At 42.5% G+C, this 25,056-nt stretch carries 25 protein-coding genes; 18 read left to right on the top strand and 7 right to left on the bottom strand.

Translation table 11 applies throughout. The features are described 5' to 3' along the window. Positions 1 to 35: 35 nt before the first annotated feature. Together C1A09_RS14395 and C1A09_RS14390 are read right to left on the bottom strand one after the other, a co-directional pair. Entirely contained in the window at positions 36 to 524 is a 489-nt protein-coding gene (locus C1A09_RS14395; protein ID WP_101545432.1) for a UpxZ family transcription anti-terminator antagonist, read from the bottom strand. A gap of 70 nt (positions 525 to 594) precedes the next feature. After that, positions 595 to 1,131, bottom strand: coding sequence for a UpxY family transcription antiterminator (locus tag C1A09_RS14390; protein WP_101545558.1), 537 nt, complete (start codon positions 1,129 to 1,131; stop codon positions 595 to 597). Between the two features lie 1,181 nt (positions 1,132 to 2,312). On the opposite strand from C1A09_RS14390, the gene C1A09_RS14380 reads away from it, so the two are divergent. Next, the gene (locus C1A09_RS14380; protein WP_101545426.1) at positions 2,313 to 2,657 is read left to right on the top strand and encodes an SH3 beta-barrel fold-containing protein; all 345 of its coding nucleotides are present in this window, start codon (positions 2,313 to 2,315) and stop codon (positions 2,655 to 2,657) included. 29 nt (positions 2,658 to 2,686) lie between these two features. Continuing rightward, complete coding sequence (locus C1A09_RS14375) at positions 2,687 to 3,364, top strand: DUF4373 domain-containing protein (protein ID WP_101545424.1); 678 nt, start codon at positions 2,687 to 2,689, stop codon at positions 3,362 to 3,364. A gap of 183 nt (positions 3,365 to 3,547) precedes the next feature. On the opposite strand, the gene C1A09_RS14370 is transcribed toward C1A09_RS14375, so the two are convergent. Beyond that, the gene (locus C1A09_RS14370; RefSeq protein ID WP_101545421.1) at positions 3,548 to 4,522 is read right to left on the bottom strand and encodes a type I phosphomannose isomerase catalytic subunit; all 975 of its coding nucleotides are present in this window, start codon (positions 4,520 to 4,522) and stop codon (positions 3,548 to 3,550) included. 200 nt (positions 4,523 to 4,722) lie between these two features. Here C1A09_RS14370 and C1A09_RS14365 point away from each other — a divergent pair, with 200 nt between their 5' ends. From C1A09_RS14365 to C1A09_RS14315, 10 genes are all read left to right on the top strand, one after another. Next, entirely contained in the window at positions 4,723 to 5,820 is a 1,098-nt protein-coding gene (locus tag C1A09_RS14365) for an aldose epimerase family protein (RefSeq protein WP_101545419.1), read from the top strand. A 40-nt stretch (positions 5,821 to 5,860) separates the two neighbouring features. Beyond that, positions 5,861 to 7,141 carry an MFS transporter gene (locus C1A09_RS14360; RefSeq protein ID WP_101545416.1) on the top strand — a complete coding sequence of 427 codons (1,281 nt, stop codon included), beginning with the start codon at positions 5,861 to 5,863 and terminating at the stop codon, positions 7,139 to 7,141. A gap of 37 nt (positions 7,142 to 7,178) precedes the next feature. After that, a complete protein-coding gene (gene galK, locus C1A09_RS14355) occupies positions 7,179 to 8,333 on the top strand; it encodes a galactokinase (protein WP_101545413.1) in 1,155 nt (384 codons plus the stop codon). A 167-nt stretch (positions 8,334 to 8,500) separates the two neighbouring features. After that, positions 8,501 to 10,510, top strand: coding sequence for a transketolase family protein (locus C1A09_RS14350; RefSeq protein ID WP_101545410.1), 2,010 nt, complete (start codon positions 8,501 to 8,503; stop codon positions 10,508 to 10,510). Further along, a complete protein-coding gene (gene rpiB / locus C1A09_RS14345) occupies positions 10,511 to 10,945 on the top strand; it encodes a ribose 5-phosphate isomerase B (RefSeq protein ID WP_101545408.1) in 435 nt (144 codons plus the stop codon). A gap of 161 nt (positions 10,946 to 11,106) precedes the next feature. Beyond that, a complete protein-coding gene (locus C1A09_RS14340) occupies positions 11,107 to 11,382 on the top strand; it encodes a tetratricopeptide repeat protein (RefSeq protein ID WP_101545406.1) in 276 nt (91 codons plus the stop codon). Positions 11,383 to 11,400: 18 nt separating this feature from the next. Continuing rightward, complete coding sequence (locus tag C1A09_RS14335) at positions 11,401 to 11,628, top strand: 4Fe-4S dicluster domain-containing protein (protein WP_004289820.1); 228 nt, start codon at positions 11,401 to 11,403, stop codon at positions 11,626 to 11,628. Positions 11,629 to 11,639: 11 nt separating this feature from the next. Further along, positions 11,640 to 12,725, top strand: a complete 1,086-nt coding sequence (locus C1A09_RS14330) for a 3-methyl-2-oxobutanoate dehydrogenase subunit VorB (RefSeq protein ID WP_101545403.1) — start codon at positions 11,640 to 11,642, stop codon at positions 12,723 to 12,725. Between the two features lie 249 nt (positions 12,726 to 12,974). Continuing rightward, on the top strand, positions 12,975 to 13,736 hold the full coding sequence (locus C1A09_RS14320) for a thiamine pyrophosphate-dependent enzyme (RefSeq protein WP_101545399.1): 762 nt from the start codon (positions 12,975 to 12,977) through the stop codon (positions 13,734 to 13,736). 23 nt (positions 13,737 to 13,759) lie between these two features. Beyond that, positions 13,760 to 14,302 carry a 2-oxoacid:ferredoxin oxidoreductase subunit gamma family protein gene (locus tag C1A09_RS14315; RefSeq protein WP_101545397.1) on the top strand — a complete coding sequence of 181 codons (543 nt, stop codon included), beginning with the start codon at positions 13,760 to 13,762 and terminating at the stop codon, positions 14,300 to 14,302. 123 nt (positions 14,303 to 14,425) lie between these two features. Here C1A09_RS14315 and C1A09_RS14310 read toward each other — a convergent pair whose 3' ends face one another. The 3 genes from C1A09_RS14310 to C1A09_RS14300 all read right to left on the bottom strand — a co-directional run bounded on the left by C1A09_RS14310 (position 14,426) and on the right by C1A09_RS14300 (position 17,695). Then, a complete protein-coding gene (locus tag C1A09_RS14310; RefSeq protein ID WP_101545395.1) occupies positions 14,426 to 15,001 on the bottom strand; it encodes a hypothetical protein in 576 nt (191 codons plus the stop codon). Positions 15,002 to 15,032: 31 nt separating this feature from the next. After that, positions 15,033 to 15,686, bottom strand: coding sequence for a response regulator transcription factor (locus C1A09_RS14305; protein ID WP_101545393.1), 654 nt, complete (start codon positions 15,684 to 15,686; stop codon positions 15,033 to 15,035). Between the two features lie 104 nt (positions 15,687 to 15,790). Next, positions 15,791 to 17,695 (bottom strand): ATP-binding protein, encoded by a 1,905-nt coding sequence (locus C1A09_RS14300; RefSeq protein WP_101545555.1) that lies wholly within the window; start codon positions 17,693 to 17,695, stop codon positions 15,791 to 15,793. Positions 17,696 to 17,900: 205 nt separating this feature from the next. Between C1A09_RS14300 and C1A09_RS14295 the strand changes: the two genes are divergently transcribed. Further along, a complete protein-coding gene (locus C1A09_RS14295) occupies positions 17,901 to 19,982 on the top strand; it encodes a putative porin (RefSeq protein ID WP_101545391.1) in 2,082 nt (693 codons plus the stop codon). Positions 19,983 to 20,009: 27 nt separating this feature from the next. Continuing rightward, positions 20,010 to 20,828 (top strand): transporter substrate-binding domain-containing protein, encoded by an 819-nt coding sequence (locus C1A09_RS14290; RefSeq protein WP_101545389.1) that lies wholly within the window; start codon positions 20,010 to 20,012, stop codon positions 20,826 to 20,828. A gap of 38 nt (positions 20,829 to 20,866) precedes the next feature. Here C1A09_RS14290 and C1A09_RS14285 read toward each other — a convergent pair whose 3' ends face one another. Beyond that, the gene (locus tag C1A09_RS14285) at positions 20,867 to 22,792 is read right to left on the bottom strand and encodes an NAD(+) synthase (protein ID WP_101545387.1); all 1,926 of its coding nucleotides are present in this window, start codon (positions 22,790 to 22,792) and stop codon (positions 20,867 to 20,869) included. 183 nt (positions 22,793 to 22,975) lie between these two features. Between C1A09_RS14285 and C1A09_RS14280 the strand changes: the two genes are divergently transcribed. From C1A09_RS14280 to C1A09_RS14265, 4 genes are all read left to right on the top strand, one after another. Then, positions 22,976 to 23,410 carry a Fur family transcriptional regulator gene (locus C1A09_RS14280; RefSeq protein WP_101545385.1) on the top strand — a complete coding sequence of 145 codons (435 nt, stop codon included), beginning with the start codon at positions 22,976 to 22,978 and terminating at the stop codon, positions 23,408 to 23,410. Between the two features lie 25 nt (positions 23,411 to 23,435). Next, positions 23,436 to 23,990, top strand: coding sequence for an NADH peroxidase (locus tag C1A09_RS14275; RefSeq protein WP_101545383.1), 555 nt, complete (start codon positions 23,436 to 23,438; stop codon positions 23,988 to 23,990). Between the two features lie 113 nt (positions 23,991 to 24,103). Continuing rightward, complete coding sequence (locus tag C1A09_RS14270) at positions 24,104 to 24,625, top strand: GFO_1088 family ECF-type sigma factor (RefSeq protein ID WP_101545381.1); 522 nt, start codon at positions 24,104 to 24,106, stop codon at positions 24,623 to 24,625. Next, positions 24,622 to 25,050 carry a PG0215 family putative anti-sigma factor gene (locus C1A09_RS14265; RefSeq protein WP_101545378.1) on the top strand — a complete coding sequence of 143 codons (429 nt, stop codon included), beginning with the start codon at positions 24,622 to 24,624 and terminating at the stop codon, positions 25,048 to 25,050. The genes C1A09_RS14270 and C1A09_RS14265 overlap by 4 nt, the downstream gene beginning before the upstream one ends. The last annotated feature ends 6 nt before the right edge of the window (positions 25,051 to 25,056 follow it).

The following is a 25,056-nucleotide window of genomic DNA, read 5'->3' as shown; positions in this document are numbered from 1 at the left end:
TTTTCCTCAAAGAGAAGGCTTATTTATAGTTTTTTCTACTCCTCAATATACTCCCACGGATAAGGATTATCCACCACATTCTCAAACTCCTCGATGGCCTCCTGCTGTTCAGGAGTGAGTGATTTCCCATCCCAACCGGCAATGATTTTACGGGCTTCATCGGCCAAGGGTTCATCATAGACCTCACCATAACAAGCGGTGAGAAGACGGAGTTTCAACAGTGAGGCGGGAAGAGCCTCAAGAAGGTCCCAACAACGGTTCAGGACTGCCTGGACATGTCCCTGCTTTTCACCATGATCGATGAAGGAAGCGTTGTAGCCCATCAGAAGGGCGAGACAGACATTAGCCTGTTCCTCGACAGTGGAACCTTGGAATACGGAATTGTACAAAGAGGTGGTCAGGCGATAAACCTCACCGTTACGACGGGAAAGGTCATCGCTGTAGACGGGACTGCCGTCCATACCCAAATACATCAGGTCGTGCGCGGCACGCTGAAGCGTAAGTGTTTCTTCAGAAAGAGACATATTGTTTATGATTGATGTTTATTTATTAATTCCGGCTTGTTGGATGACCTGATCCACAGTGGAATGCATGTCATGACACGACTTCTATCAGGTCGGGATGGACAGTGGCCAGGGCAACGGCTATGACACCTTGGATTTCGATGACCACGCGACGGTCACGCGCGCCCTTCACCTTCAGGAAGATACCTTCCTGACCTGCAAAGTCACCGCCGGTGATACGTACTTTAGTTCCTTTCGAAAGGTTCAGTTCTTCGGGCTGGAAGTACAGGAGATGGTCGTTGTAAGTACCGGCAACGGCTATGAAACGCTGCATCTGCACGTCGGGGACGATGATTTTCTGGCCGCTGCGGGTGTCGGTGATATATTGCAGGTATGCTACCTGGGACTTGACACGCTTCAAATCGGAAGGGCGAGCATGCACAAAAAGAAGATTGTGGATGACGGGCACTAGTACACGGATTTTCTTACCCTTCTTAATACATATCTTGTACTGCATGGGGACGAAACAACCTAATTTCTCTTTTTCTAAAAGACGCATGGCATCAGGCTCTCGGCGGTACGTGGCACGCATGGCGAACCAAGTCTCGGTCTCTTTTTCCGTTTCTATTTTGATGGTCGGTTCCATGTCCAGTTCAGAAAAGGGTGTTCTCCCGGGGCTTTGAAATTCTCACATAAGCTTGAATTCCAATCACTTGCGGGCACTTTATATAAAATACGGCAAGTATTGAGCCCCTCTTGCCGACTGTTTTTATGTACTTGTGCATTACCTGTCGGTAAATCACTATAAACGAACTGTTTATAGTACAAAACTGTTTTTTAAACGTTCATTTTAAAAACGTCAGGATATTTCAACAAAAAAAGACGAAAATTTAGATAAAGGAATAGAAAAGACGAATAACATTTTCGAGTGCGTATATTTCTGTATATCAACTTGTTTTAGTTTAAAACAAATAGCGATAAAAATATTTTTATTAAACATTTTGCACAGTTCGGAAATACCCCGTATCTTTGCGGACATTAAATGAACATTAAAAAAACACCCTCGTTTTTCGCTTATACTCACCTGACATACAATTCATTACAGGCGTTTTTCAATAAAGCACCGTCCATTCGTTGCATATCTCTCGCAATAGCTGTAACTTCGTGATTCATGATGTTTTGTCCACCGGTAAATACCGGCACAAAATAGAAAATTAATATGAAACAATTAAAGAAAAAAACAGCGGGTAAAAAAAACCGCTGGAGCGAACAACAACAAGAGTAATCAAACTGTTAAACAAAACTTTAAGGCTAAAAGAGGACCGAAGCCGGGAGGGGATATTCAGTACGTTACAGGGGAACGGGGGGCGATAGAAAAAGCGTTCCTCATCACTTTCCTTAAAGGGGGTATAGGAGTGGACCCGAAGTATGGAACGGCAACGCTTTGCAGATATCTCACAAAGTTGGAGATTTTCCAAACAGCAAACGATAAACCGATGTCCTACAACACCATAAAGGAGGATATCACTGAAATCAAGAAGGAACTCCTTTTAGAAGAATCCAAGAGAAAACCATCCAAAAACAATAAAAATAAGTAACATTAACCAGTAATAAACCCGCCGGGTAATATCGGTGGACAACCTGTCATGAACGACCCGTATCTTTGCTGCGCTTTAGCAAGGATTGAGTCACACCCATAAAAAGATGCCGCTTTTTCAAAATGAGCCGGCATCTTTTTTTATGCAGTGACCACAACACATGCTGAACGGAATTTAAATACTGTTTATTAATTATTTAATCAGAGAAATCATGAAAAAGAAAAAGGCGGCTTCACTTCACGAAGCATTAAGAAATCTGTGGAAAATCCGTATCATGTTGGAAAAGGGGCATTCGGAAGAATGCGCCGAATGGATGACAGGGCGCATTGAAAGCTTGTTGGACCACATGCAGTATGGGTATGCGCTTATTGCGTACCACAAGCAGGACGGGACGTTCAAGTTCGTAAAGGCGACGCTGCTGCCATACCAGACCATGTTCCAAAAGGAGTATGACATCATGAGAGTGACGGGAACCATTGTGTATTGGGATGTGGACTTGCAGAAATGGAGGAACTTCCAATTGGAGAATTTCTTGGAGTGGAGACCGATTTGCTGAGAAAATGAAAGAATGAAAGGAGTGAAAGTATGGCGATGAATTATGGGGGGATTATGTATTTCCCGTTGAACGTGAGTTTCTTTGAGGACACACCAATAGAACTGGTGGAGGCGAAATACGGACTGGCAGGCGTGGGGGCAGTAATGAAGCTGCTCTGCAAGCTGCATAAGGAGAAGGGGTATTACCTGATGTGGGACAAGGAGCAGTGCACGCTTTTTGCACACAAGGCAGGAGAAGGAAACGCAGCTCAGATTACGGGAAATTCTGAACAAAGCACCGAAAGACAGGAACAAAACATCGAAAGACAAGGGCAAAGCAGTGCGAACCGTATGCTAAATGAAGAAAATTGCATGCAGCCTGTCGACATTTTCACCGAAAATGCAGACAATTCAGAACAAAGTAAAGTAAAGGAAACTAAAGCAGAAATAGAGGGAAGGAGTCCCGGCGAGAATTCTTTTTTGACGCCTCCGGAGTACGCCTACAACAAGCAGACTCACAACTATGACGGGCTGATGTTCACTCTGCAGCAAATGCGTATCACCAACCCGGAAGAGGCAAACGCGATACTCAGGCTGTCAGATTACGGCAGGCTGCGAGGATACGTTTGGCAGGTGATACACGGCACAAGGTGGAGCGAAGTGGCGGCAAAAGGAAAATACCTGATTGCAGCATTAGTGAAGGAAAGAAAGAAAAGAGCCGCAGGATAAGAGTGTTGCGAAAATAAATTTCCGGCGGTGAGAGGGACGTTTCCTATTCATAGAAAAATGAAGTTAACATCGTTCCATTCACGATGTTAACTTCATTGATAGAAGGATGTTAACTTATTGCAGTCTGCTTAGTTAACTTCATAAAGCTAAGTAAGTTAACTTCATCAAAACAAGGAAATAAACTTATACATAAGTTTCTAAAAGCTTCACACTGCCGCCTTCCGGAACAATTGTCACTTCTTGAGTGGCAGCAGGCAACAGAACTGTTTCACCGGCACGCAGGGTGACTTCATTCCGGTTGTCATCCGTCAAACGGCATGCACCTTCCACACAGATAAAAATGACGAAGGAATCCAACTCAGAATAGTCGCAAGTAATTTCTTCCGTCATATCATATATAGACGTTGTGAAATAAGGGCTTGCTACCATTTCAACAGGTTCATTCTCTATATGCTCGTATGCAGTACGGAAATCATCCTGTACATCGGTAAAATTAATGGCTTCGATAGCCTGGCTGGTATGCAGTTCACGGGACTTACCGTCTTTATCCTTACGATTATAATCAAAAATACGATAAGTGATATCCGAAGTTTGTTGAATTTCCGCTACAAATGCACCGGCACCTATCCCATGCACACGACCTGCCGGAACATAAAATACATCCCCCGGCTGGATGGCACAAGTCTGGAGAACTTCTGCAAAAGTTCCATTATAAACTCTCTCTTTATACTCTTTCGGAGTAATCTGTTCGGCAAAACCGGAAATTAATTTGGCACCTTTGTCCGCAGCAATCACATACCACATTTCATTTTTACCGAAACTGTTATGACGTTTCTTTGCCAACTCATCACCCGGATGTACCTGAATAGATAAATCCAATTTAGCATCAATAAATTTTATCAACAGAGGAAACTTGTTGCCAAAACGTGCATAATTGGCTTCACCCACCAATTCTTCCCTGTATTTACGAACCATTTCAGGCAAAGTCAATCCTTTATCCGAACCATTGGCTACGACAGATTCACTATCTTCTACTGCTGAAACTTCCCAACTCTCACCTACATTCGGCAAGCTTTCATTCAAGTGTTTGAATGGAATAATCTTGTCGCCCCCCCAAAGCGTCTGCTTCAAAATGGGCTCAAATTTTAGAGGATACATTCGTTGTTTTTAATTAGTACAATTCGAAATTGATACAATACTTTTTTAGATTAACGCGACAAACATACAAAAAATATCAATTTGTCTTCCATTTGTTAAACGCTAAACTTTCCTAAAATGTTCTTCACATTTCCTCTCATTTACTTGGGGGAACAAAAGAATTTCTTTTTATTTGCAAGAAATTTAAATAATACCATGTTATGATAAACACTACTCCAACAGAAAGCAATTTGTCCGAATTGGACAAAAAAGACTTTCAAAAGGATATAAATAACAAAAAAACAGATTTGTTTATCCTTAAAAATGCCCAGGGAATGGAAGTGGCAGTTACCAACTACGGTTGTGCAATTCTTTCGATAATGGTACCTGACAAAAATGGGAAATATGCCAACGTAATTCTGGGACATGACAGTATAGACAACGTAATCAACAGTCCCGAACCTTTCCTGAATACTACTATCGGACGCTACGGCAACCGCATTGCTAAAGGAAAATTCACTTTATACGGCGAAGAACATCAGTTGACAATCAATAACGGCCCCAATTCATTGCATGGCGGTCCTACCGGCTTTCATGCACGTGTTTGGGATGCCACGCAACCCGATGAGTCAACCGTCATTTTCAACTATACCTCTGCCGATGGCGAAGAAGGTTTCCCCGGCAATCTGGAAGTGGAAATGACGTATCGTCTGGAAAACGAGACCAACGCTCTGGTTATAGAATACCGGGCCACTACCGACAAAGCTACTGTTGTCAACCTGACCAATCACGGTTTTTTCAATCTTGCAGGTATTGCAAACCCCTCTCCTACCGTTCTGAATAATATCGTTACCATCAATGCTGATTTTTATGTACCCATTGACGAGGTATCTATCCCCACCGGAGAAATTTTGAAAGTGGAAGGTACGCCGATGGATTTCCGTACTCCGCATACAATCGGTGAACGTATCGATGACAAATTCCAGCAATTGGTGAACGGAACCGGATATGATCATTGCTATGTACTGAATAAAACGGAAAGTGGCGAACTGAGCCTTGCCGCGACTTGTACTGACCCCGTCAGTGGCCGAACAATGGAAGTTTACACCACAGAGAACGGTGTACAACTTTACACAGGCAACTGGTTAGGTGGTTTTACCGGTGCACACGGTGCCACATTCCCTGCAAGAAGCGCAGTATGTTTTGAAGCCCAATGTTTCCCTGACACCCCGAATAAAGCTCACTTCCCCTCGGCAGTATTGCTTCCGGGCGATGAATATCAACAGATAACCATCTATAAGTTTGGTGTGGAGGAATAAATAAAACACAGAAAATTAATAATTTAATATCTACAAAAACATGAGTCAACAAAAAAAACAATGGGGAGCTATCATTATCATGATTGCACTCTTCGCTATGATTGCATTCGTTACTAACCTTTGTTCACCAATGGCAGTGATTGTAAAGAATGATTTCGGGGCCAGTAACGTACTTGCACAAATTGGTAACTATGGAAACTTTATCGCATATCTTGTTATGGGTATTCCTGCCGGTATGCTCATCGCCAAGTTCGGTTATAAGAAAACTGCACTTATCGGTCTGTTCGTGGGAATTATCGGTATTCTCGTGCAATGGTTGAGTGGACACGTGGGTAAAGAAAGCGCTTTTTTGGTTTATCTGATCGGTGCCTTCATCAGTGGTTTCACAATGTGTATCCTCAATTGTGTAGTCAATCCTATGCTGAACCTCCTCGGTGGCGGTGGAAACAAAGGAAACCAGCTCATCCAGATCGGTGGCGTGTTCAACAGTACTGCTGCCGTAGCCGTATATATCATTATGGGTGCCTTGATTGGTGATGCCGCTAAAGCACACATTGCCGATGCTACACCTGCATTGATGATTGCGCTTGCAATCTTCATCATCGGTTTCATCGTAATCTTCTTCACCAAGATTGAAGAACCCGAACAAGCTCCGGTTGACACCACGCTTATCAAAGGTGCCATGAAATATCGCCACTTCGTTCTCGGTATTATCGCTATCTTCCTGTATATGGGTGTTGAAGTAGGAACACCGACTTACATCCTCCAATATCTTTCTTCAGCGCCTGACGCAGCTACTCCCGGTTTGGGTATGGATGCCAGCATTGTAGGTCTTATTGTTGCCGTTTATTGGTTGATGATGCTCGTAGGCCGTTTGGTTGGTGGTACCATTGCCGGTAAGATTTCAAGTAGAAAAATGATTACGGTAGTTGCCAGTGCCAGCCTTATACTTGTGGCATTCGGTATGTTTGCGCCTACAGATATCACAGTAAATGTTCCGGGTATCGACTGGGCTCAATTAGAACTTATTTGGGCGGAAGTTCCTGTAGGAATATTCGCTTTCTTGCTGGTTGGGCTCTGCACCAGTGTGATGTGGGGTGGTATTTTCAATATGGCAGTTGAAGGCCTTGGTAAATACACGGCTATTGCCAGTGGTATTTTCATGACAATGGTATTCGGTTGCGCTGTCATGGTAGCTATCCAAGGTTGGTTGGCTGACCTTACCGATTATATGACCAGCTATTGGGTAGTTCTCTTCTGTGCCGGTTATATCCTGTTCTACGCTTTGGTAGGTTCAAGAATTGACAGTTCAAAGAAATAATCAAGAATATAATTATTCACCTTAATATATTAGTATCATGGATATAGAATACGTAAGAAGCCGTTTCATCAAACATTTTGACGGAACAACGGGAGCTGTATATGCTTCTCCGGGTCGCATCAACCTTATCGGTGAACACACTGACTATAACGGTGGTTTTGTATTTCCCGGAGCAATCGACAAGGGCATGATTGCAGAAATTAAACCTAATGGCACAAACACAGTAAAAGCTTATTCCATCGATTTGAAAGATTATGTGGAGTTTGGTTTGAATGAAGAAGACGCCCCGCGTGCCAGCTGGGCAAGATATATTTTCGGTGTATGCCGTGAAATGATTAAGCGTGGTGTAGAAGTGAAAGGTTTCAATACCGCTTTTGCAGGTGATGTACCTCTGGGAGCCGGTATGTCTTCTTCCGCCGCATTGGAAAGTACATACGCATACGCTATAAATGACCTGTTCGGTGAGAACAAAATTGACAAATTCGAATTGGCGAAAGTAGGACAAGCTACCGAGCATAATTACTGTGGCGTGAACTGCGGTATCATGGATCAATTTGCATCCGTATTCGGAAAGCAAGGCAGCCTGATCCGTCTGGATTGCCGTTCACTGGAATATCAATACTTCCCGTTCAACCCGAAGGGATACCGTCTGGTATTGGTAGACTCCGTTGTAAAACATGAATTGGCTTCTTCTGCCTATAACAAACGTCGCCAAAGTTGCGAAGCTGCGGTTGCTGCCATACAGAGAAAACATCCCCATGTAGAATTCTTACGTGACTGTACCATGGAAATGCTGGAGGAAGCTAAAGCCGATATCAGCGCAGAAGATTATATGCGTGCAGAATATGTAATCGAAGAAATCCAGCGTGTGCTCGATGTTTGTGATGCTTTGGAGAAAGATGATTACGAAACTGTAGGCCAAAAGATGTACGAAACCCACCACGGTATGAGTAAGTTGTATGAAGTAAGCTGCGAAGAACTCGACTTCCTCAACGACCTTGCCTTTGACTGTGGCGTGACCGGTTCACGCGTAATGGGTGGCGGTTTTGGCGGTTGTACCATCAATCTGGTAAAAGATGAGCTTTACAGTACATTTATTGAAAGAGCAAAAGATGAATTCAAGAAGAAATTCGGTAGAAGCCCGAAAGTTTATGATGTAATCATTGGTGACGGTGCACGCAGATTAGAATAAAACTTCATTCTTTTTTCATAAACAATGGAAGCACTTTTCTCGTTTGTAGAAAAGTGCTTTTTCTGTATGTTACTAAAAAGACACTTTATTCATGAGGAAATTTACGTATAAAGAATTATCTTTGCCATGTGAAAGTTCCAATGAGAATATATTAAACGATTAAAGATATGAACGACAACAAACTTATGAACCGTGCAGCGGACAATATCCGTATTCTTGCTGCTTCAATGGTTGAGAAGGCCAATTCCGGACACCCCGGCGGTGCCATGGGTGGTGCTGACTTTGTAAATGTACTCTATTCGGAGTTTCTAGTATACGATCCCGAAAATCCGGCATGGGAAGGCCGTGACCGCTTCTTCCTTGATCCGGGACACATGTCACCGATGCTTTATTCTACATTGGCACTGGCCGGCAAGTTCACGCTGGATGAATTGAAGGAATTCCGTCAATGGGGAAGTCCTACGCCGGGACATCCCGAACGTGATATTATGCGTGGCATCGAAAACACCTCCGGTCCGCTGGGACAGGGACATACTTATGCCGTAGGAGCTGCCATTGCCGCCAAGTTCATGAAAGCACGTTTCAATGAGGTAATGAACCAGACAATTTATGCATATATATCCGACGGCGGTATTCAGGAAGAAATTTCACAAGGTGCCGGCCGTATTGCCGGTGCGTTGGGACTGGATAACCTCATCATGTTCTATGATGCCAATGACATCCAGCTTTCTACTGAAACAAGAGATGTAACGATCGAAGATACTGCAAAAAAATACGAAGCCTGGGGTTGGAAAGTCATTACAATTGACGGTAATGATCCGGATGCCATTCGCGGTGCTCTTAACGCAGCTAAAGCAGAAAACGAACGTCCGACTTTGATAATCGGCCACACCATAATGGGTAAAGGTGCCCGTAAAGCGGATGGAAGCAGTTACGAAGCCAGTTGCGCCACTCATGGTGCTCCTTTGGGTGGTGATGCTTATGTCAACACTATCAAGAATTTGGGTGGAGACCCTACAAACCCTTTCGTTATCTTCCCCGAAGTAGCAGAATTATATGCCAAACGTGCCGTAGAGCTGAAAAAGATCATGACAGAAAAATATGCTGTAAAAGCGGCATGGACGAAAGCCAATCCCGAATTAGCTGCTAAACTGGAGCTGTTCTTCTCGGGTAAAGTTCCTGAAGTGGACTGGGCTTCCATTGAACAAAAAGCCAATGTAGCTACACGTGCCGCATCTGCTACCGTACTCGGTGCTCTTGCCGAGCAAGTAGGAAACATGGTAGTGGCTTCTGCCGACCTTTCCAATTCGGACAAGACAGACGGTTTCCTGAAAAAGACTCACGCTTTCAAAAAAGGTGATTTCAGCGGTGCTTTCTTCCAAGCCGGTGTTTCCGAGCTGACGATGGCTTGTTGCTGTATCGGTATGTCACTCCACGGGGGGATCATCCCCGCTTGCGGAACATTCTTCGTATTCTCCGACTATATGAAACCCGCCATACGCATGGCAGCTTTGATGGAAGTACCCATTAAATTCATCTGGACACACGATGCATTCCGTGTAGGCGAAGACGGTCCTACCCATGAACCGGTAGAACAGGAAGCTCAAATCCGCCTGATGGAAAAGATGAAGAATCACAAAGGGCGTAATTCCATGCTGGTACTTCGCCCGGCAGATGCAGAAGAGACTACTATAGCCTGGAAACTCGCCATGGAAAATATGGCCACTCCTACCGCATTGATTTTCTCCCGTCAGAACATTGCCAACCTGCCGACCGGTAACGATTATGGACAAGCAGTAAAAGGCGCTTATATCGTAGCCGGTTCGGATGAAAATCCGGATGTTGTTCTGGTTGCATCAGGTTCTGAGGTAGCGACATTAGTTGCAGGTACTGAATTGTTACGTAAAGACGGCATAAAAGTACGTATCGTATCTGCTCCGTCCGAAGGTTTATTCCGCAGCCAGGCTCCGGGTTATCAGGAAACCATTATTCCTGTCGGTGCCAAGGTATTCGGTTTGACTGCCGGTCTGCCTGTAACATTAGAAGGTCTTGTAGGCGTAAACGGTAAAGTTTGGGGATTGGAATCATTCGGTTTCTCAGCCCCTTACAAGGTACTGGACGAGAAATTAGGTTTTACAGCAGAAAATGTATATAAACAAGTAAAAGCAATGTTATAAATGAAAACAATCGGAATCTGTTGTGACCATGCAGGATATGCTCTGAAACAATATGTAAAAGAATGGCTTGAAGCTAAAGGTTTGGAATATAAGGACTTTGGTACTTATTCTCCCGAAAGTGTGGATTATCCGGATTTTGCACACCCCCTTGCACAAGCAGTAGAATCTGGTGAATGTTATCCGGGTATTGCTATCTGTGGAAGTGGAAACGGTATCAGTATGACACTGAACAAGCATCAGGGCATTCGTGCCGCATTATGCTGGAATACCGAAATAGCCGGTCTGGCCCGTCAACACAATGACGCTAACATACTTGTGATGCCAGGACGTTTCATCACCAACCAGGAAGCTGATGGAATTATGACTAAATTCTTCTCCACCCCGTTTGAGGGTGGACGCCATCAACGGAGAATTGACAAAATACCGGTAAAGTAAAAAGAGGTATCGTATGATATAAAAAAGGGCTTGACATGTGCTTTCAGCATTTGCAAGCCCTTCTTTATTCCCCCTATTTTCTTATTTTTAGCAGATAAGATGACTAATGTCTTTAAATAAAAACTATCTTTGTAGTTCAATAATCCGGAACTCAGAATGATATGGAGCAACTGAATACCATAAAAGAGCTTATCAATCAAGGAAATGTAGAGCAAGCTATCCCTCAGCTTGACAAAATATTACAATCCGATTTTCCCGGAAAGGACGAAGCCTATTATCTCCGTGGAAATGCTTACCGCAAACAGGGTAATTGGCAGCAGGCGCTGAACAACTACCAATATGCTATCGACCTTAATCCTGACAGTCCTGCCCGACAAGCCTACAACATGGTAATGGATATTCTGAATTTCTTCAATAAGGATATGTACAATCAATAAAATAAAAAAACGTAAATTATGGCAAAAATCAAAGGAGCAATCGTAGTGGACACCGAGCGTTGCAAAGGCTGCAACCTGTGTGTCGTGGCTTGTCCGCTCAATGTAATAGCCCTCACCAAAGAGGTGAACGTGAAGGGATATAATTATGCCCATCAGATATTGGAAGATACTTGCAACGGATGTAGCTCGTGTGCCACAGTATGTCCGGACGGATGTATCTCGGTTTATAAAGTAAAAGTAGAATAAATAAGAAGAATATGGCAGAAGAAGTTGTATTAATGAAAGGAAACGAAGCCATCGCCCACGCAGCCATTCGTTGCGGTGCCGATGGATATTTTGGTTATCCTATTACCCCCCAATCAGAAGTATTGGAAACTCTTGCCGAACTGAAACCATGGGAAACAACCGGTATGGTAGTGCTCCAGGCAGAAAGTGAAGTGGCGGCTATTAATATGGTATACGGTGGTGCCGGAAGCGGAAAGATGGTGATGACCTCCTCATCAAGCCCCGGTGTAAGTTTAAAACAGGAAGGTATCTCTTATATTGCCGGTGCCGAACTGCCTTGTTTGATTGTAAATGTGATGCGTGGCGGTCCCGGACTCGGAACTATTCAGCCTAGTCAGGCTGATTATTTTCAGACCGTAAAAGGTGGCGGTCACGGTGATTATCGCCTTATCGCCCTTGCTCCAGCTTCTGTACAGGAAATGGCAGATTTCGTAGGTCTTGGTTTTGAACTGGCTTTCAAGTATCGTAATCCGGCCATCATCCTTGCCGACGGTGTGATTGGACAAATGATGGAAAAAGTAGTTCTTCCTGCACAAAAGCCACGCCGCACGGATGCTGAGGTTATTGAACAATGTCCATGGGCTACTACCGGTAGAACTAATGGGCGCAAACCCAATATCATCACTTCTCTGGAACTGAAACCGGAGGAAATGGAAAAGAACAATATCCGTTTCCAAGCCAAGTACAAAGAAATCGAAGAGAACGAAGTACGTTTTGAAGAAATTCATTGTGAAGATGCCGAATACCTGATTGTAGCCTTTGGTTCTATGGCACGTATCGGACAGAAAGCAATGGAACTGGCTCGCGAAGAAGGTATCAAAGTAGGTATGCTCCGCCCCATCACCTTGTGGCCATTCCCTACAAAAGCCATCGCCGCATACGCCGACAAGGTAAAAGGTATATTGGTTACCGAACTGAATGCCGGACAGATGATTGAAGACGTCCGTCTTGCAGTAAATGGTAAAGTGAAGGTGGAACACTTCGGACGTCTCGGTGGTATCGTGCCCGATCCGGATGAAATTGTTGTGGCACTTGCTAAATTAAAAATTGAGAGTTGAGAATTAAAAAATCTCAGCTATCTCCATTTTCTAATTTTTAATTTTTAATTCTCAATTAAAGAAATGAATCCTGATAAAATAAGAACCGTACTAAATATTCTTTTCATGATACTTGCTTTGGCAGCTATCATTGTTTATTTTGTTGCAAAAGATGACTTCAAACTATTTATCTACGTTTGCGGCGCAGCAATATTCGTTAAGTTGATGGAATTTTTCATACGGTTCACCAACAGATAAGGAGAAGTGATTATGACAAAAGAAGATATTATCAAACCTGAGAATCTGGTTGCTAAAAAACCGACTCTAATGAACGATAATCCCATGCATTACTGTCCGGGATGTAGCCACGGTGTGGTTCATAAACTGATTGCCGAAGTAATCGAAGAAATGGGACTGGAAGATAAAGCAATAGGTATCTCGCCCGTAGGATGTGCCGTGTTTATCTATAACTATATAGATATTGACTGGCAGGAAGCTGCTCACGGACGTGCGCCTGCTCTTGCCACCGCCATCAAACGTCTTTGGCCGGATCGTCTGGTATTCAGTTACCAAGGAGATGGTGACTTGGCTTGCATCGGTACCGCCGAAACAATTCATGCACTGAATAGAGGTGAGAATATAACCATTATCTTCATCAACAATGCCATCTATGGTATGACAGGTGGTCAAATGGCTCCGACTACACTCGTAGGCATGAAGACTTCGACCAGTCCTTATGGCCGTGATGTACATCTGCATGGTTATCCCCTGAAGATTGCCGATATTGCTGCCCAGTTGGAGGGTACGGCATACGTCACCCGCCAAAGCGTGGAAACCGTTCCTGCTATCCGTAAAGCAAAGAAAGCGATACGCAAAGCTTTTGAGAATTCAATGGCAGGCAAGGGTTCCAACCTTGTGGAAATAGTTTCTACTTGTAACTCCGGCTGGAAAATGTCTCCAGAGAAATCCAATAAATGGATGGAAGAGAATATGTTCCCATTCTATCCGCTGGGTGACTTGAAAGATAAATAATTGGTGCTAAAAACAGAAGAACAATGAAAGAAGAAATCATTATAGCAGGTTTCGGTGGACAAGGTGTATTGTCCATGGGAAAGATTTTGGCATATTCCGGATTGATGGAAGGTAAAGAAGTGAGCTGGATGCCCGCTTACGGACCTGAACAACGCGGTGGTACGGCAAACGTAACAGTGATTGTGAGCGATGAGAAAATCTCTTCTCCTATTCTCAGTAAATACGATGCAGCCATCATCCTGAACCAACCTTCACTCGAAAAATTCGAAAATAAAGTGAAACCGGGCGGTGTACTTATTTATGACGGCTACGGTATTATCAATCCGCCGACACGTAAAGATATCCATGTATACCGTATCGACGCCATGGATACTGCCAATGAAATGAACAATGCCAAAGCGTTCAACATGATTGTGCTGGGTGGTCTATTGAAAATAGCACCCATCGTGACACTGGAGAATGTTATCAAAGGCTTGAAGAAGACACTCCCTGAACGTCACCACCACTTGATACCAATGAACGAAGAGGCTATCAAACGTGGTATGGAGCTGATTAAAGAGGTATAAAAAACACATCATCCGTTTGGGCCAAACAGATGATGCGTTTACTATAAACGGATGATGTATTTTGAGTGAATACATCATCCGTTTTTTTTAGTGCTGTATAGAGAAAGCCTAATATTCTATTAATTATTTACCGTAATTATCCACCAAACTCTTGAACTCCGCACAACGTTCGTCCTCAAACAAATCTTCGAACTTATAACGGGCTTCTGCATCACCACAGAGATAGTAATACTTCCCGGCAACTTTCTCCGTAGCCACATAAGCGGAGTTTTCACAATCGGGAGTAGGTATAAAAGTAAAGGAAGGAGTATTATTCTTGGAACTCTTCTTTATAGTGACTTCCAACTTATCACCGCCTCTCGGAACTATCCTCACAAAATGTCCCGGTGTACATTGTATGTTGTCACCGTCCATCACATAAGTGTAAATATTAATACCATAAGCGCCCCTAATGTCATGCATCTTAAGGAACAAGCCCTTTTCGGGCATCAGATAACCGTATTCGGGAGCCATGGTAGTAAAATCACCACAAAAGTTGTTCGCCGCGATAGCAGGCATCAGGTAACCGCTCGGAGTATCCCCCCCGGCTGCCGCTTGACCTTCAGCATCTTGAACATTCTTCTTTGTACCGCCACATGCTGACAACACGACCAGACCGCAAAGTATTGCGGAGATAATTGTAATAGTAAACTTTTTCATAACAATGATATGTTTTAAATGAGTAATGTCATCAACATTTACGGATAGGTATAATTCCTCTGGAGACTGCTGTCATTATCAAGTCCGCCACATTCTTTGCATCAAGTTTGTCCAACAGATGACGGCGGTGCGTATCTACGGTATTGGTAGATACACACAAATCCTGAGCTATCTCCTGCGTATTTTTGCCTTCGGAGATACATTTCAATACATCGAGTTCACGTTGCGTCAGTTCTTCACGCCGCCCTTCGTCCGAACGTCGCATCTGGTTGCGTACTTGTTCGGCATAAGTACAGTAGTAAGTCCCTCCATCGAGTACACAGCGAATAGCCTCGGCTATCTTATTCGAATCAACAGATTTGAATAGAATACTATCTACATCACACTGTATCAGATTCTTTATAAACCAAATTTCTTCGTGCATTGTATTCACGATAATACGTGCCTGAGGGTCTTTTTCCCGAATACGTGAGATTATTTCCAAACCGGATAAATCGGGTAATTCCATATCCAACAAGAAAAGATTAAAGCATTGGGAGGCGATTAAATGCAATGCCTCCCGTCCCGATGAAGCTGTACATACGGTCTTGATTTCGGGTAACGAACATTCCACTATCCGCTTCAATCCTTGAAGCACCAAATCGTGGTCATCTACCAACAAAATGCGTATATCTTTTTCTTTCATCAATCTATTTTTGTGTTCTGAATTATGCTGCAAAGAAAAAGCATTTATTAATATCCCGCATCATCAAAAATAGTGATTTTAGTATCCGGTGTCATGGTTTTCGACTAAATAAATAAAGGTATTTCAAGTTCAAACAGCTGCATGCTCTCCCTATAATTTACAGAAAGAACACCACCTATAGCCTTGACGCGTTCTTGGATAGTACTAAGTCCGATGCCGTTAAATGTAGTTCCGGTATCAGGAAATGGTTTGCCATTGTTGGTGATAAGTAAAGTTAGCTGTTTTTTACTCAAAGAAAGATTTACATTCACATCCGTCGCACCGGAGTGCTTCACAATATTGGACAGTAATTCTTGCAAAATACGATAGACCTCATAAGCTATCTGTTCCGGTATCTGTTCCCATTCAGCATTATCACTTTCTTTACTAAAAGTTAGTTGCATGGATGCTGGAATTGCCAGACGTTCCACATACGATTCTACGGTTTCCGCCAATGTAACATACTGGAACTTTGGCGGCATCAGTTCATGGGAAATACAGCGTACATCACCACGTACCTGCTCCAACAAATCCAGAAGTTCGTGTTTTGACTCCGCCGAAGGTTGCATACATTGTACCTGCATACCTATGCCCAACAGATCATTGCAAACACCGTCATGCAGTTCTTTTGCCAAACGGGTACGTTCACGTTCCAACCCATCAATGTAACTCTTGGCTAGTTTCAACTCTTCTTCTTTTTTGATACGTTTCTGACGGAAAACAAAATAAGTTGCCAAAAGTAAAAATGCAAATACTGCCACAGCAGCCACTATACCCCATTGCATCGTTTTGGCCTTTTGTTCCAGTTGCTCTTGAGTGAGCCGTGCTATTTCGAGCGCCTTTACCTGATTTTCATACTTCATGGAAAGCTCGGAAAGTTCCGCATCTACTTCTGTCTGATGCAGACTATCAGACGTCCAGTATGCTTTTTCATAGTAATCGGCGGCATGCAGGTAATCTTTCAGCCCTTTATAATTGCGTGCCATTTCTAAATAGAGCTTGTCAACCGGTGTCTGGGCATTGACATCCATAGCTTCAAGCATCTGGTACTGAATGGCAAGGCTTTCCCGATAACGTCCCATATTATTGAGAATCTTGAAAAGAGTTTCCTGATATCCCAATACCTCGCCCGAAGACTTGGGTAATTCAGCCATCACTTTTTCCGCCTCTCGCATATAGTGGCTAATCGAATCATTATTATTCATTCTGGAATAGACATTCAACAAATAAGTCATACTCTTCAGCACGAATTTAGGTTTCCGCTGTTTACGTGCCATGGCAAGCGCCGGATAGAGCATTTGTGCAGCTTCTTCGTATTTTTTTTGTAATGTCATAACACCACCCGCCGTAGATGCAGCATACAAAACCATATCCATGTCATCGCACTTCTTTGAAACTTCCACCGCAGTACGAACATAATTTTCAGCCTCTTTCAAGCGCGAGGTATTTGCATAAAGTACAGCCATGTTCGTCAACAGATGTACACGTTCGTCATAGGATTTACGTCCTTCGAGCTTTTCCAATGCCCGGTTGTAATATATCAATGCAGAGTCTGGCATGTCCTTTCTACGATAACTTACGCCAAGGGAAGTAAGTATGGAAATCACATTTTCCTCAACTCCGGTAAAACGTTCGGCTTCTTTAAGAGCTTGAAGATAACTATTAATTGCCGTCTCCATATCTCCCAAAGCGTTGTAAGTTTCCGCCCGGTTATTTAATAAGGTGATATAAGGTTCAGCTACATCTCTCCGGGCATATTCCAAACCTTTATCACAATAATACCGGGTACTGTCCGACTGACGATAAGCATAATATTCTCCTAAATGACAATAGGCGGCAGCAATACTATCCCGATTCTTTAACTTCATAGCGCGTGTCAACTCTTCCTGATAAGTTTTTAACTCAGCATCCTGAGCATATAGCAACGGGCAAAGAAAGTATAGGCATAACAAGAAAGATAGTGTTCTCATATACATATTATATTATTAGATTTTAAATTAAAAATCGACTTACTACGTAAAGAAACAGTAGCAAAGATAACAAAGGCATAGAATATACAGGCATATAGCCAATGATAATTATATATTCACACCGAGAAAACAAGAGTTTTAAAAGAAGCAAAAAAGGCTGAATTACATAAGCGAATAAGATTTTATTGTATCTTTGCGCCTAATTATGAGACGAATTGTACTGACATATATATTTCTGTCTATTATAAGTATATTGGGTATGCAAGCGCAATATACGCCCAACCGGATAGATCCTGCCACCGGACGTGACCAATATGGAAATCAGGTAGACCCCAACACATTGCCGGATAATCTGGAAGACAGCACCAATACGGAAATCCAAAGTATACCTCCTAAACTATATATGTGGCATTTGAGTGAAACGCTGGGTAACCGTAGTATAATTCCTGCTGATACGACCAACCTCAATTTCCAAAACACCAACTTGGTAGAAGGTATGTACGGACACTATAATTATCTGGGAAATTTGGGATCGCCACGACTCTCGCGCATATTTTTTGACCGCAAAGGCAATGAACCGACTATCTTTATGGAACCGTTTTCCAGCTTTTTTGTGCGCCCTGACCAAGTGAACTTTACAAATAGTAATGTACCTTATACCAACCTGACCTATTATAAAGCGGGAAACAAGATGAATGGGGAAGAACGTTTCAAATCTTATTTTTCGGTAAATGCCAACAAACGCCTGGCATTTGGTTTCAACATTGATTATTTGTATGGACGCGGATATTACCAGAACCAGTCTACTTCCCACTTCAATGCAGGAATATTTGCCAGTTATATCGGAGAACGTTATCAGATGCAGGCGGTATACAACAATTTCATGTTAAAAATGAATGAGAATGGCGGTATACAAGACGACCGGTATATCACACGACCAGAAGATATGTCGGAAGGTAAAAAAGAATATGAGTCCACTACTATTCCTGTCAAATTGGAACAGACTGCCAATCGGAATAAAGATTTTTACGTCTATATGACGCAACGTTACCGGTTGGGGTTCAATCGGGAAACGACTACCATTGAAGATAAACAAGGTGCCGTAGCCATGCCGGTGAATGATAGTATTCCGGTAGCTAAAGATACGATTGTTACGGAAGAATTCGTACCTGTAACAAGCTTTATCCATACTATCAAGGTAGAACGGACGAGGCACCAGTTTACTTCTGCCACAGAAACAGCGGAACAATATCCTGACGCATTTTTCAATGAAACCTTCAGCCGTGACTCCACAACGGCATTCAGTGTAAAGAATATCTTCGGTATCGCTTTGCTTGAAGGTTTCAACAAATATGCCAAAGCGGGATTAACGGCTTATATTTCACATAAGTTCAGCCGTTATGAACTGATGGATACACTTTTGAATACCCGTTTTGATGAACAGGAAATATTTATAGGCGGTGAACTTGCCAAACGGCAAGGAAAGACTTTGCATTATAATGTGAACGGCGAAGTCGGTATCATGGATAAGGCTCTCGGTCAATTCCGTATCAATGCCGATTTCGATTTGAACTTCCGTTTATGGAAAGATACGGTGAATTTTTATGCACGCGGATATGTATCCAATACTCTCCCCTCATTCTATATGCGCCATTATCACTCCAATCACTACTATTGGGATAATTATAATATGGATAAGGAATTCCGTACGCGCGTAGAAGGAGAATTGAATATTGACCGTTGGAAAACCAATCTACGTGCCGGAGTTGAAAATATAAAAAATTATACATACTTCAACCAAAGTGGAATGCCGACACAGGAAAGTGGAAATATCCAAGTGTTATCAGCTACTTTGAAACAAGATTTCCGTTTGGGTATCTTACATCTGGATAATGAAGTGACTTGGCAAAAGTCAAGTAATGAAACAGTATTGCCGTTGCCCCAACTTTCGCTTTATCACAACTTATATATATTGACGAAGTTGGCAAAGAAAGTACTGACCGTACAGTTGGGTGCTGATGTGAGATACTTTACCAAGTATCATGCACCTGCTTATACTCCTGCCATCCAGCAATTTCATCTGCAAGCTGCGGACGATCAGGTAGAGATTGGCGGTTATCCGATAGTCAACGTATATGCTAACCTGCATCTGAAACGGACACGTATCTTTGCCATGATGTATCATGTAAATGCCGGTATGGGTAAAGCAAACTATTTCATGGTACCGCATTATCCTATCAATCCCCGTTTGCTCAAGATTGGTATCTCCTGGAATTTCTACGATTAACCTCCATACAACTAATCTACCCGAAATATGAAAAAAACCAAGTTATTGAGATATGTCATCTTAGGAGTGGTGACGGCTCTAATCGCTACTTTCCTGATGCCCCCAAAGGAGAAACCTAAAGGTAAACCTCGTGATTATGCAGAAATCGCATCCGAAGGTATCTTACATGCAGCGACGGAATATAATTCCATCAGTTTCTATGTGGACGGTGATACGCTTTCTGGTTTTCATTATGAACTGATTGAAGCTTTTGCCCGCGATCATCATCTGAAAGTGGCAATCTCACCTGAAATGAGTTTCAATAAACGATTGTCCGGCCTAGCCGATGGTAAATATGATGTGATTGCTTACGGGATATTGGCTACCAGCGAACTGAAAGACTCTTTACTTCTTACCACTCCGATTGCACTGAACAGGCAAGTGTTGGTACAACGGAAAACAGAGTCTTCCGACGATTCTCTTTTTATTAAAAGCCAATTGGATTTAGCGGGAAAGACCTTGAATGTGGTAAAAGGCTCTCCTTCCATACTACGTATACATAATTTAGGGAATGAAATCGGAGATACAATCTATGTAAAAGAAATAGATAAATATGGTTCCGAACAATTAATATCTCTTGTTGCCCACGGAGACATCGACTATGCCGTATGTGATGAAAGTATCGCACGTGCAGCAGCTGACAGTTTACCGCAAATCGATATCAATACCGCCATTAGTTTTACGCAATTCTATTCATGGGGTGTGAGCAAGCAGTCTCCGGTACTTCTGGATAGCCTTAATACCTGGTTGGAGAAGTTTAAAGAAAAAAAAGAATATAAAGAGATTTATACGAAATATTATAAATGACCATTTAGGGACACTGTGCCCTTAAATGGTCATTTATCTTATAATGTCTCCACTTCCCTCAGCCACATCTCCGACGAAGCATCACTCGGCATACGCCAATCTCCCCGTGGACTGATCGAGATACTTCCTACCTTCGGTCCATCCGGTAAACAGGAACGCTTGAATTGTTGATTGAAAAAGCGACGGAAGAAAGTTTTCAACCACTTTTTTATGATCTCTTCATCATAAGTTCCTTTGAAAGTACGTGACGCCAGAAAGAAGATCTTGGAAGGCCGGAAGCCACAACGTAAAAAATAATAAAGGAAAAAATCATGCAACTCATAAGGACCGACCAAATCTTCGGTAATCTGCCGGATATTTCCATTTTCATCAGCAGGAATTAGTTCGGGGCTAATGGGAGTATCCACAATATCCAATAATGTTGCACGTGATGCCTCATCCATATCATTTTCGGCTACCCACTTCACCAAATGTTTGACAAGTGTCTTAGGAACACTTCCATTGACACCATACATCGACATATGGTCGCCATTATAAGTAGCCCAACCCAAAGCAAGTTCCGAAAGGTCCCCCGTCCCGATAACCATCCCCCAAGTCTGGTTGGCAATATCCATCAATATCTGTGTACGTTCACGTGCCTGAGCATTCTCATAAACCACATCATGTACATTGATGTCATGGTCTATATCCTTGAAATGCTGGATACAGGCCCCTTTGATACTCACCTCACGTACAGTCACTCCTAAAGAATTCATCAAGTCAATAGCATTGGTATGCGTACGGTCGGTAGTTCCGAATCCCGGCATCGTAACGCCGATAATTCCTTTACGTTCCCATCCCAGTTTATCGAATGTCTTAACACAAACCAGTAATGCCAATGTAGAATCCAATCCACCAGAAATACCGACTACCGCACTCTTAGCATTGGTATGTACCAACCGCTGAGCCAATCCGGATACCTGAATGGAAAATATTTCTTCACAACGTTCATTCAGTGCAGCTCCTTGCGGAACAAACGGATGAGGTTCAAAAGTACGGGTAAGATTGAGTTCTTTACTATTGACGTATTCTGTAGAAATACGTACCGGAGGTTCCGGTGCACAATAAGCATGGCAAGCGGCAAAAGTAGTATTAACACGACGTTCCGTACGCAGATGTTCTACATCTATTTCACTGATTACAACTTGCTCCTCAAACGAAAAACGTTCATTGGCAGCCAGCAACGTACCATTCTCATAAATCAATCCATTACCTGCAAACACAACATCAGTAGTCGATTCTCCAAAACCGCACGAACTGAATACATACCCGGCAATGCAACGGGCTGACTGCTGGCTGATGAGCGAACGGAGATAGTTATGTTTACCTATACCTTCATTATCAGCCGACAAATTGAACAAAATCTCTGCTCCTTGCAACGCTAACATCGAACTGGGAGGCACAGGTGCCCACAAATCCTCGCAGATTTCAATTCCGAAAGTGGTATCAGCCGTTTCAAAAAGTAAATTCCGTCCCATAGGCACAATCTGCCCGCAAAGACGCACATTACTGTCAGAAATCTCACAAGCAGAAGTAAACCAACGTTTCTCATAAAATTCTTTATAATTGGGCAGATAAGTTTTAGGTACCACACCCAGCACTTTACCTTTCTGAATGACAACTGCTGCATTCAATAATGATCCATTCAATGTTATAGGCATCCCCAATATGGATATGATATCCAATTGACGTGTATTATTCAGGATTTGTATCAAGCCCATCTCTGCTTCTTCAAGTAAAAGCTGTTGTGAAAAAAGGTCTGCACAAGTATATCCGGTGATGCACAATTCAGGAAAAGCAATGATTTGTACTCCTTTTCCATCGGCAATGATAATCTCTTTTTCAATTTGTCCGGCATTGAACTTGCAGTCCGCCACCTTGACACGGGGCACAGCCGCCGCTACCTTGACATATCCGTAATTCATAAGAATTCTATTATATATTTGAGTACAAAAATACGGCAATTTATCTATAAACACAAAATTATCAATTCTTTCACCTGATAGTATATAAAAAATTCTCTATTTTTTTTGGAGTATTCAAAGAAGTACCTATCTTTGCAAAAGAAATAAAAGTGTAATTATTACAAGTTTGAACTATTAAATAGTATGGATGTAGTAAAAAGACTGCAAATGCACAACATTAAGCCTTCGGTACAGCGAATAGCTATAATGAATTACTTGATGGAGCATCATACGCATCCTACAGTGGATGAGATATATACGGCGCTTTCGCCTTCTATTCCTACTTTATCGAAAACAACTGTTTATAATACCTTGAAACTTCTTAGCGAACAAGGTGCGGCACAAACGTTGACCATCGATGAGAGAAATACTTGTTATGATGCGGATACTAATCCACATGCGCATTTCCTATGTAAACGTTGCGGAAAAATTTATGATTTACATTGCGACGCTAACATTAAAAAAGTAGAAGATACGGATATGGATGGACATGAAGTGCAGGAAATACATTACTATTATAAAGGTATCTGTAAAGATTGCATAGAAAACGAACAGTTTATAAAAACGAACAATAACTAATTCAACTATTTAAAATCTGAAAAAAATGAAAAAATTTAGATGTACTGTATGCGGTTATGTATACGAGGGTGACGCAGCTCCTGAAAAATGTCCTTTGTGTAAAGCTCCTGCCAGCAAATTCGTTGAAGTTGTAGAAGAACCGGGTGGTGCCCTGACTTTCGCTGACGAACACGTAATTGGTGTAGCTAAAGGATGTGATGACGAAATGATCAAAGACCTGAATAACCACTTCATGGGTGAATGTACAGAAGTCGGTATGTATTTGGCAATGAGTCGTCAGGCAGATCGTGAAGGCTACCCTGAAGTTGCAGAAGCTTTCAAGCGTTATGCTTGGGAAGAAGCAGAACACGCTGCTAAGTTCGCCGAACTACTGGGTGACTGTGTATGGGACACCAAGACTAACCTCGAAAAAAGAATGAATGCTGAATCAGGTGCCTGCGAAGATAAAAAACGCATTGCTACCCGTGCAAAAGCATTGAACTTGGATGCTATCCATGACACTGTTCATGAAATGGCTAAGGACGAAGCTCGTCACGGCAAAGGTTTTGAAGGCCTGTATAATCGCTATTTCAAGAAATAATCCTTCTGAAGTTTAAGGTAAAAGGTGTTCTTCCCAAAAAGAAGAACACCTTTTTTTATTTTTTCCTACTTTTGATGTCACGTTTATAGATCTCGTTCGTCTCATATACAGAAATGGAACTTAAACAATTTAAAATAACCGTTCTCCCACTCCGTAACAAACTATTGAACTATGCACGGAAGTTGACCGACGAACCGGAAGATGCAGAAGATGCTGTCCAGGAGGTATTACTCAAGTTGTGGAATAAAAGACTTGAATTGGAACAATACCGGAGTATCGAAGCATTTGCCATGACGTTGACACACAACCTCTGCATGGACATGTGGCGAAGTAAACGTAATAGTGACCAGCCATTGGAAAGCATACAAGTAACTGCCTCCAGCGGAACGCCGGAACGATTATTGGAAATTAAGGACGAAATACGGTTAATGCATGAAATTATCGATTCACTTCCTAATTTGCAACGTACCATCATGCGAATGAAAGATATCGAAGAATATGAAACGGATGAGATAGCTGAAATCACCGGATGTGGAGCAGAAGCTATTCGCAGTAATCTGTCGAGAGCCCGGAAAAAAGTGAGAGACATTTACCTGCAAACCATTCAAGAAAAGAAAAGGAGGAACGAACGATGAAGATAGATGAATTATTAAACAGATACTTTGAAGGCGAAACATCCTGCGAAGAAGAACGTGAACTACGTCGTTTCTTTACGGAAGATCAAGTACCGGAAGATTTGGAAACATATCGCCCTTTGTTCGTCTGCCTGGATCAAGAAGCCAAGATACATCAATCACTCCGAAATGAGGTGAAAGAAACCAATAAGTATTTTTCACCTAAACATCGCCTGTATTATATTATAGGAAGTGTAGCTGCCGGCATACTATTACTGATTGGCATTACCGATCTTTGCCAAAATACATGGACCGTTCCCTCCGATTACGTCATCATCAATGGTAAGCGTTATACTGATGCAAAAACCATAAGAGAACAGGCACTCTCGGCTTTCCAGGATGTACAGATGAACCAGGATGAAGTACTTGATTTAATGTTTGAATAGAATAAG

It is taken from the genome of Bacteroides cutis (assembly GCF_900241005.1).
GTDB classification, from domain to species: domain Bacteria; phylum Bacteroidota; class Bacteroidia; order Bacteroidales; family Bacteroidaceae; genus Bacteroides; species Bacteroides cutis.
This window is presented reverse-complemented; position numbering and strand designations above follow the sequence as displayed.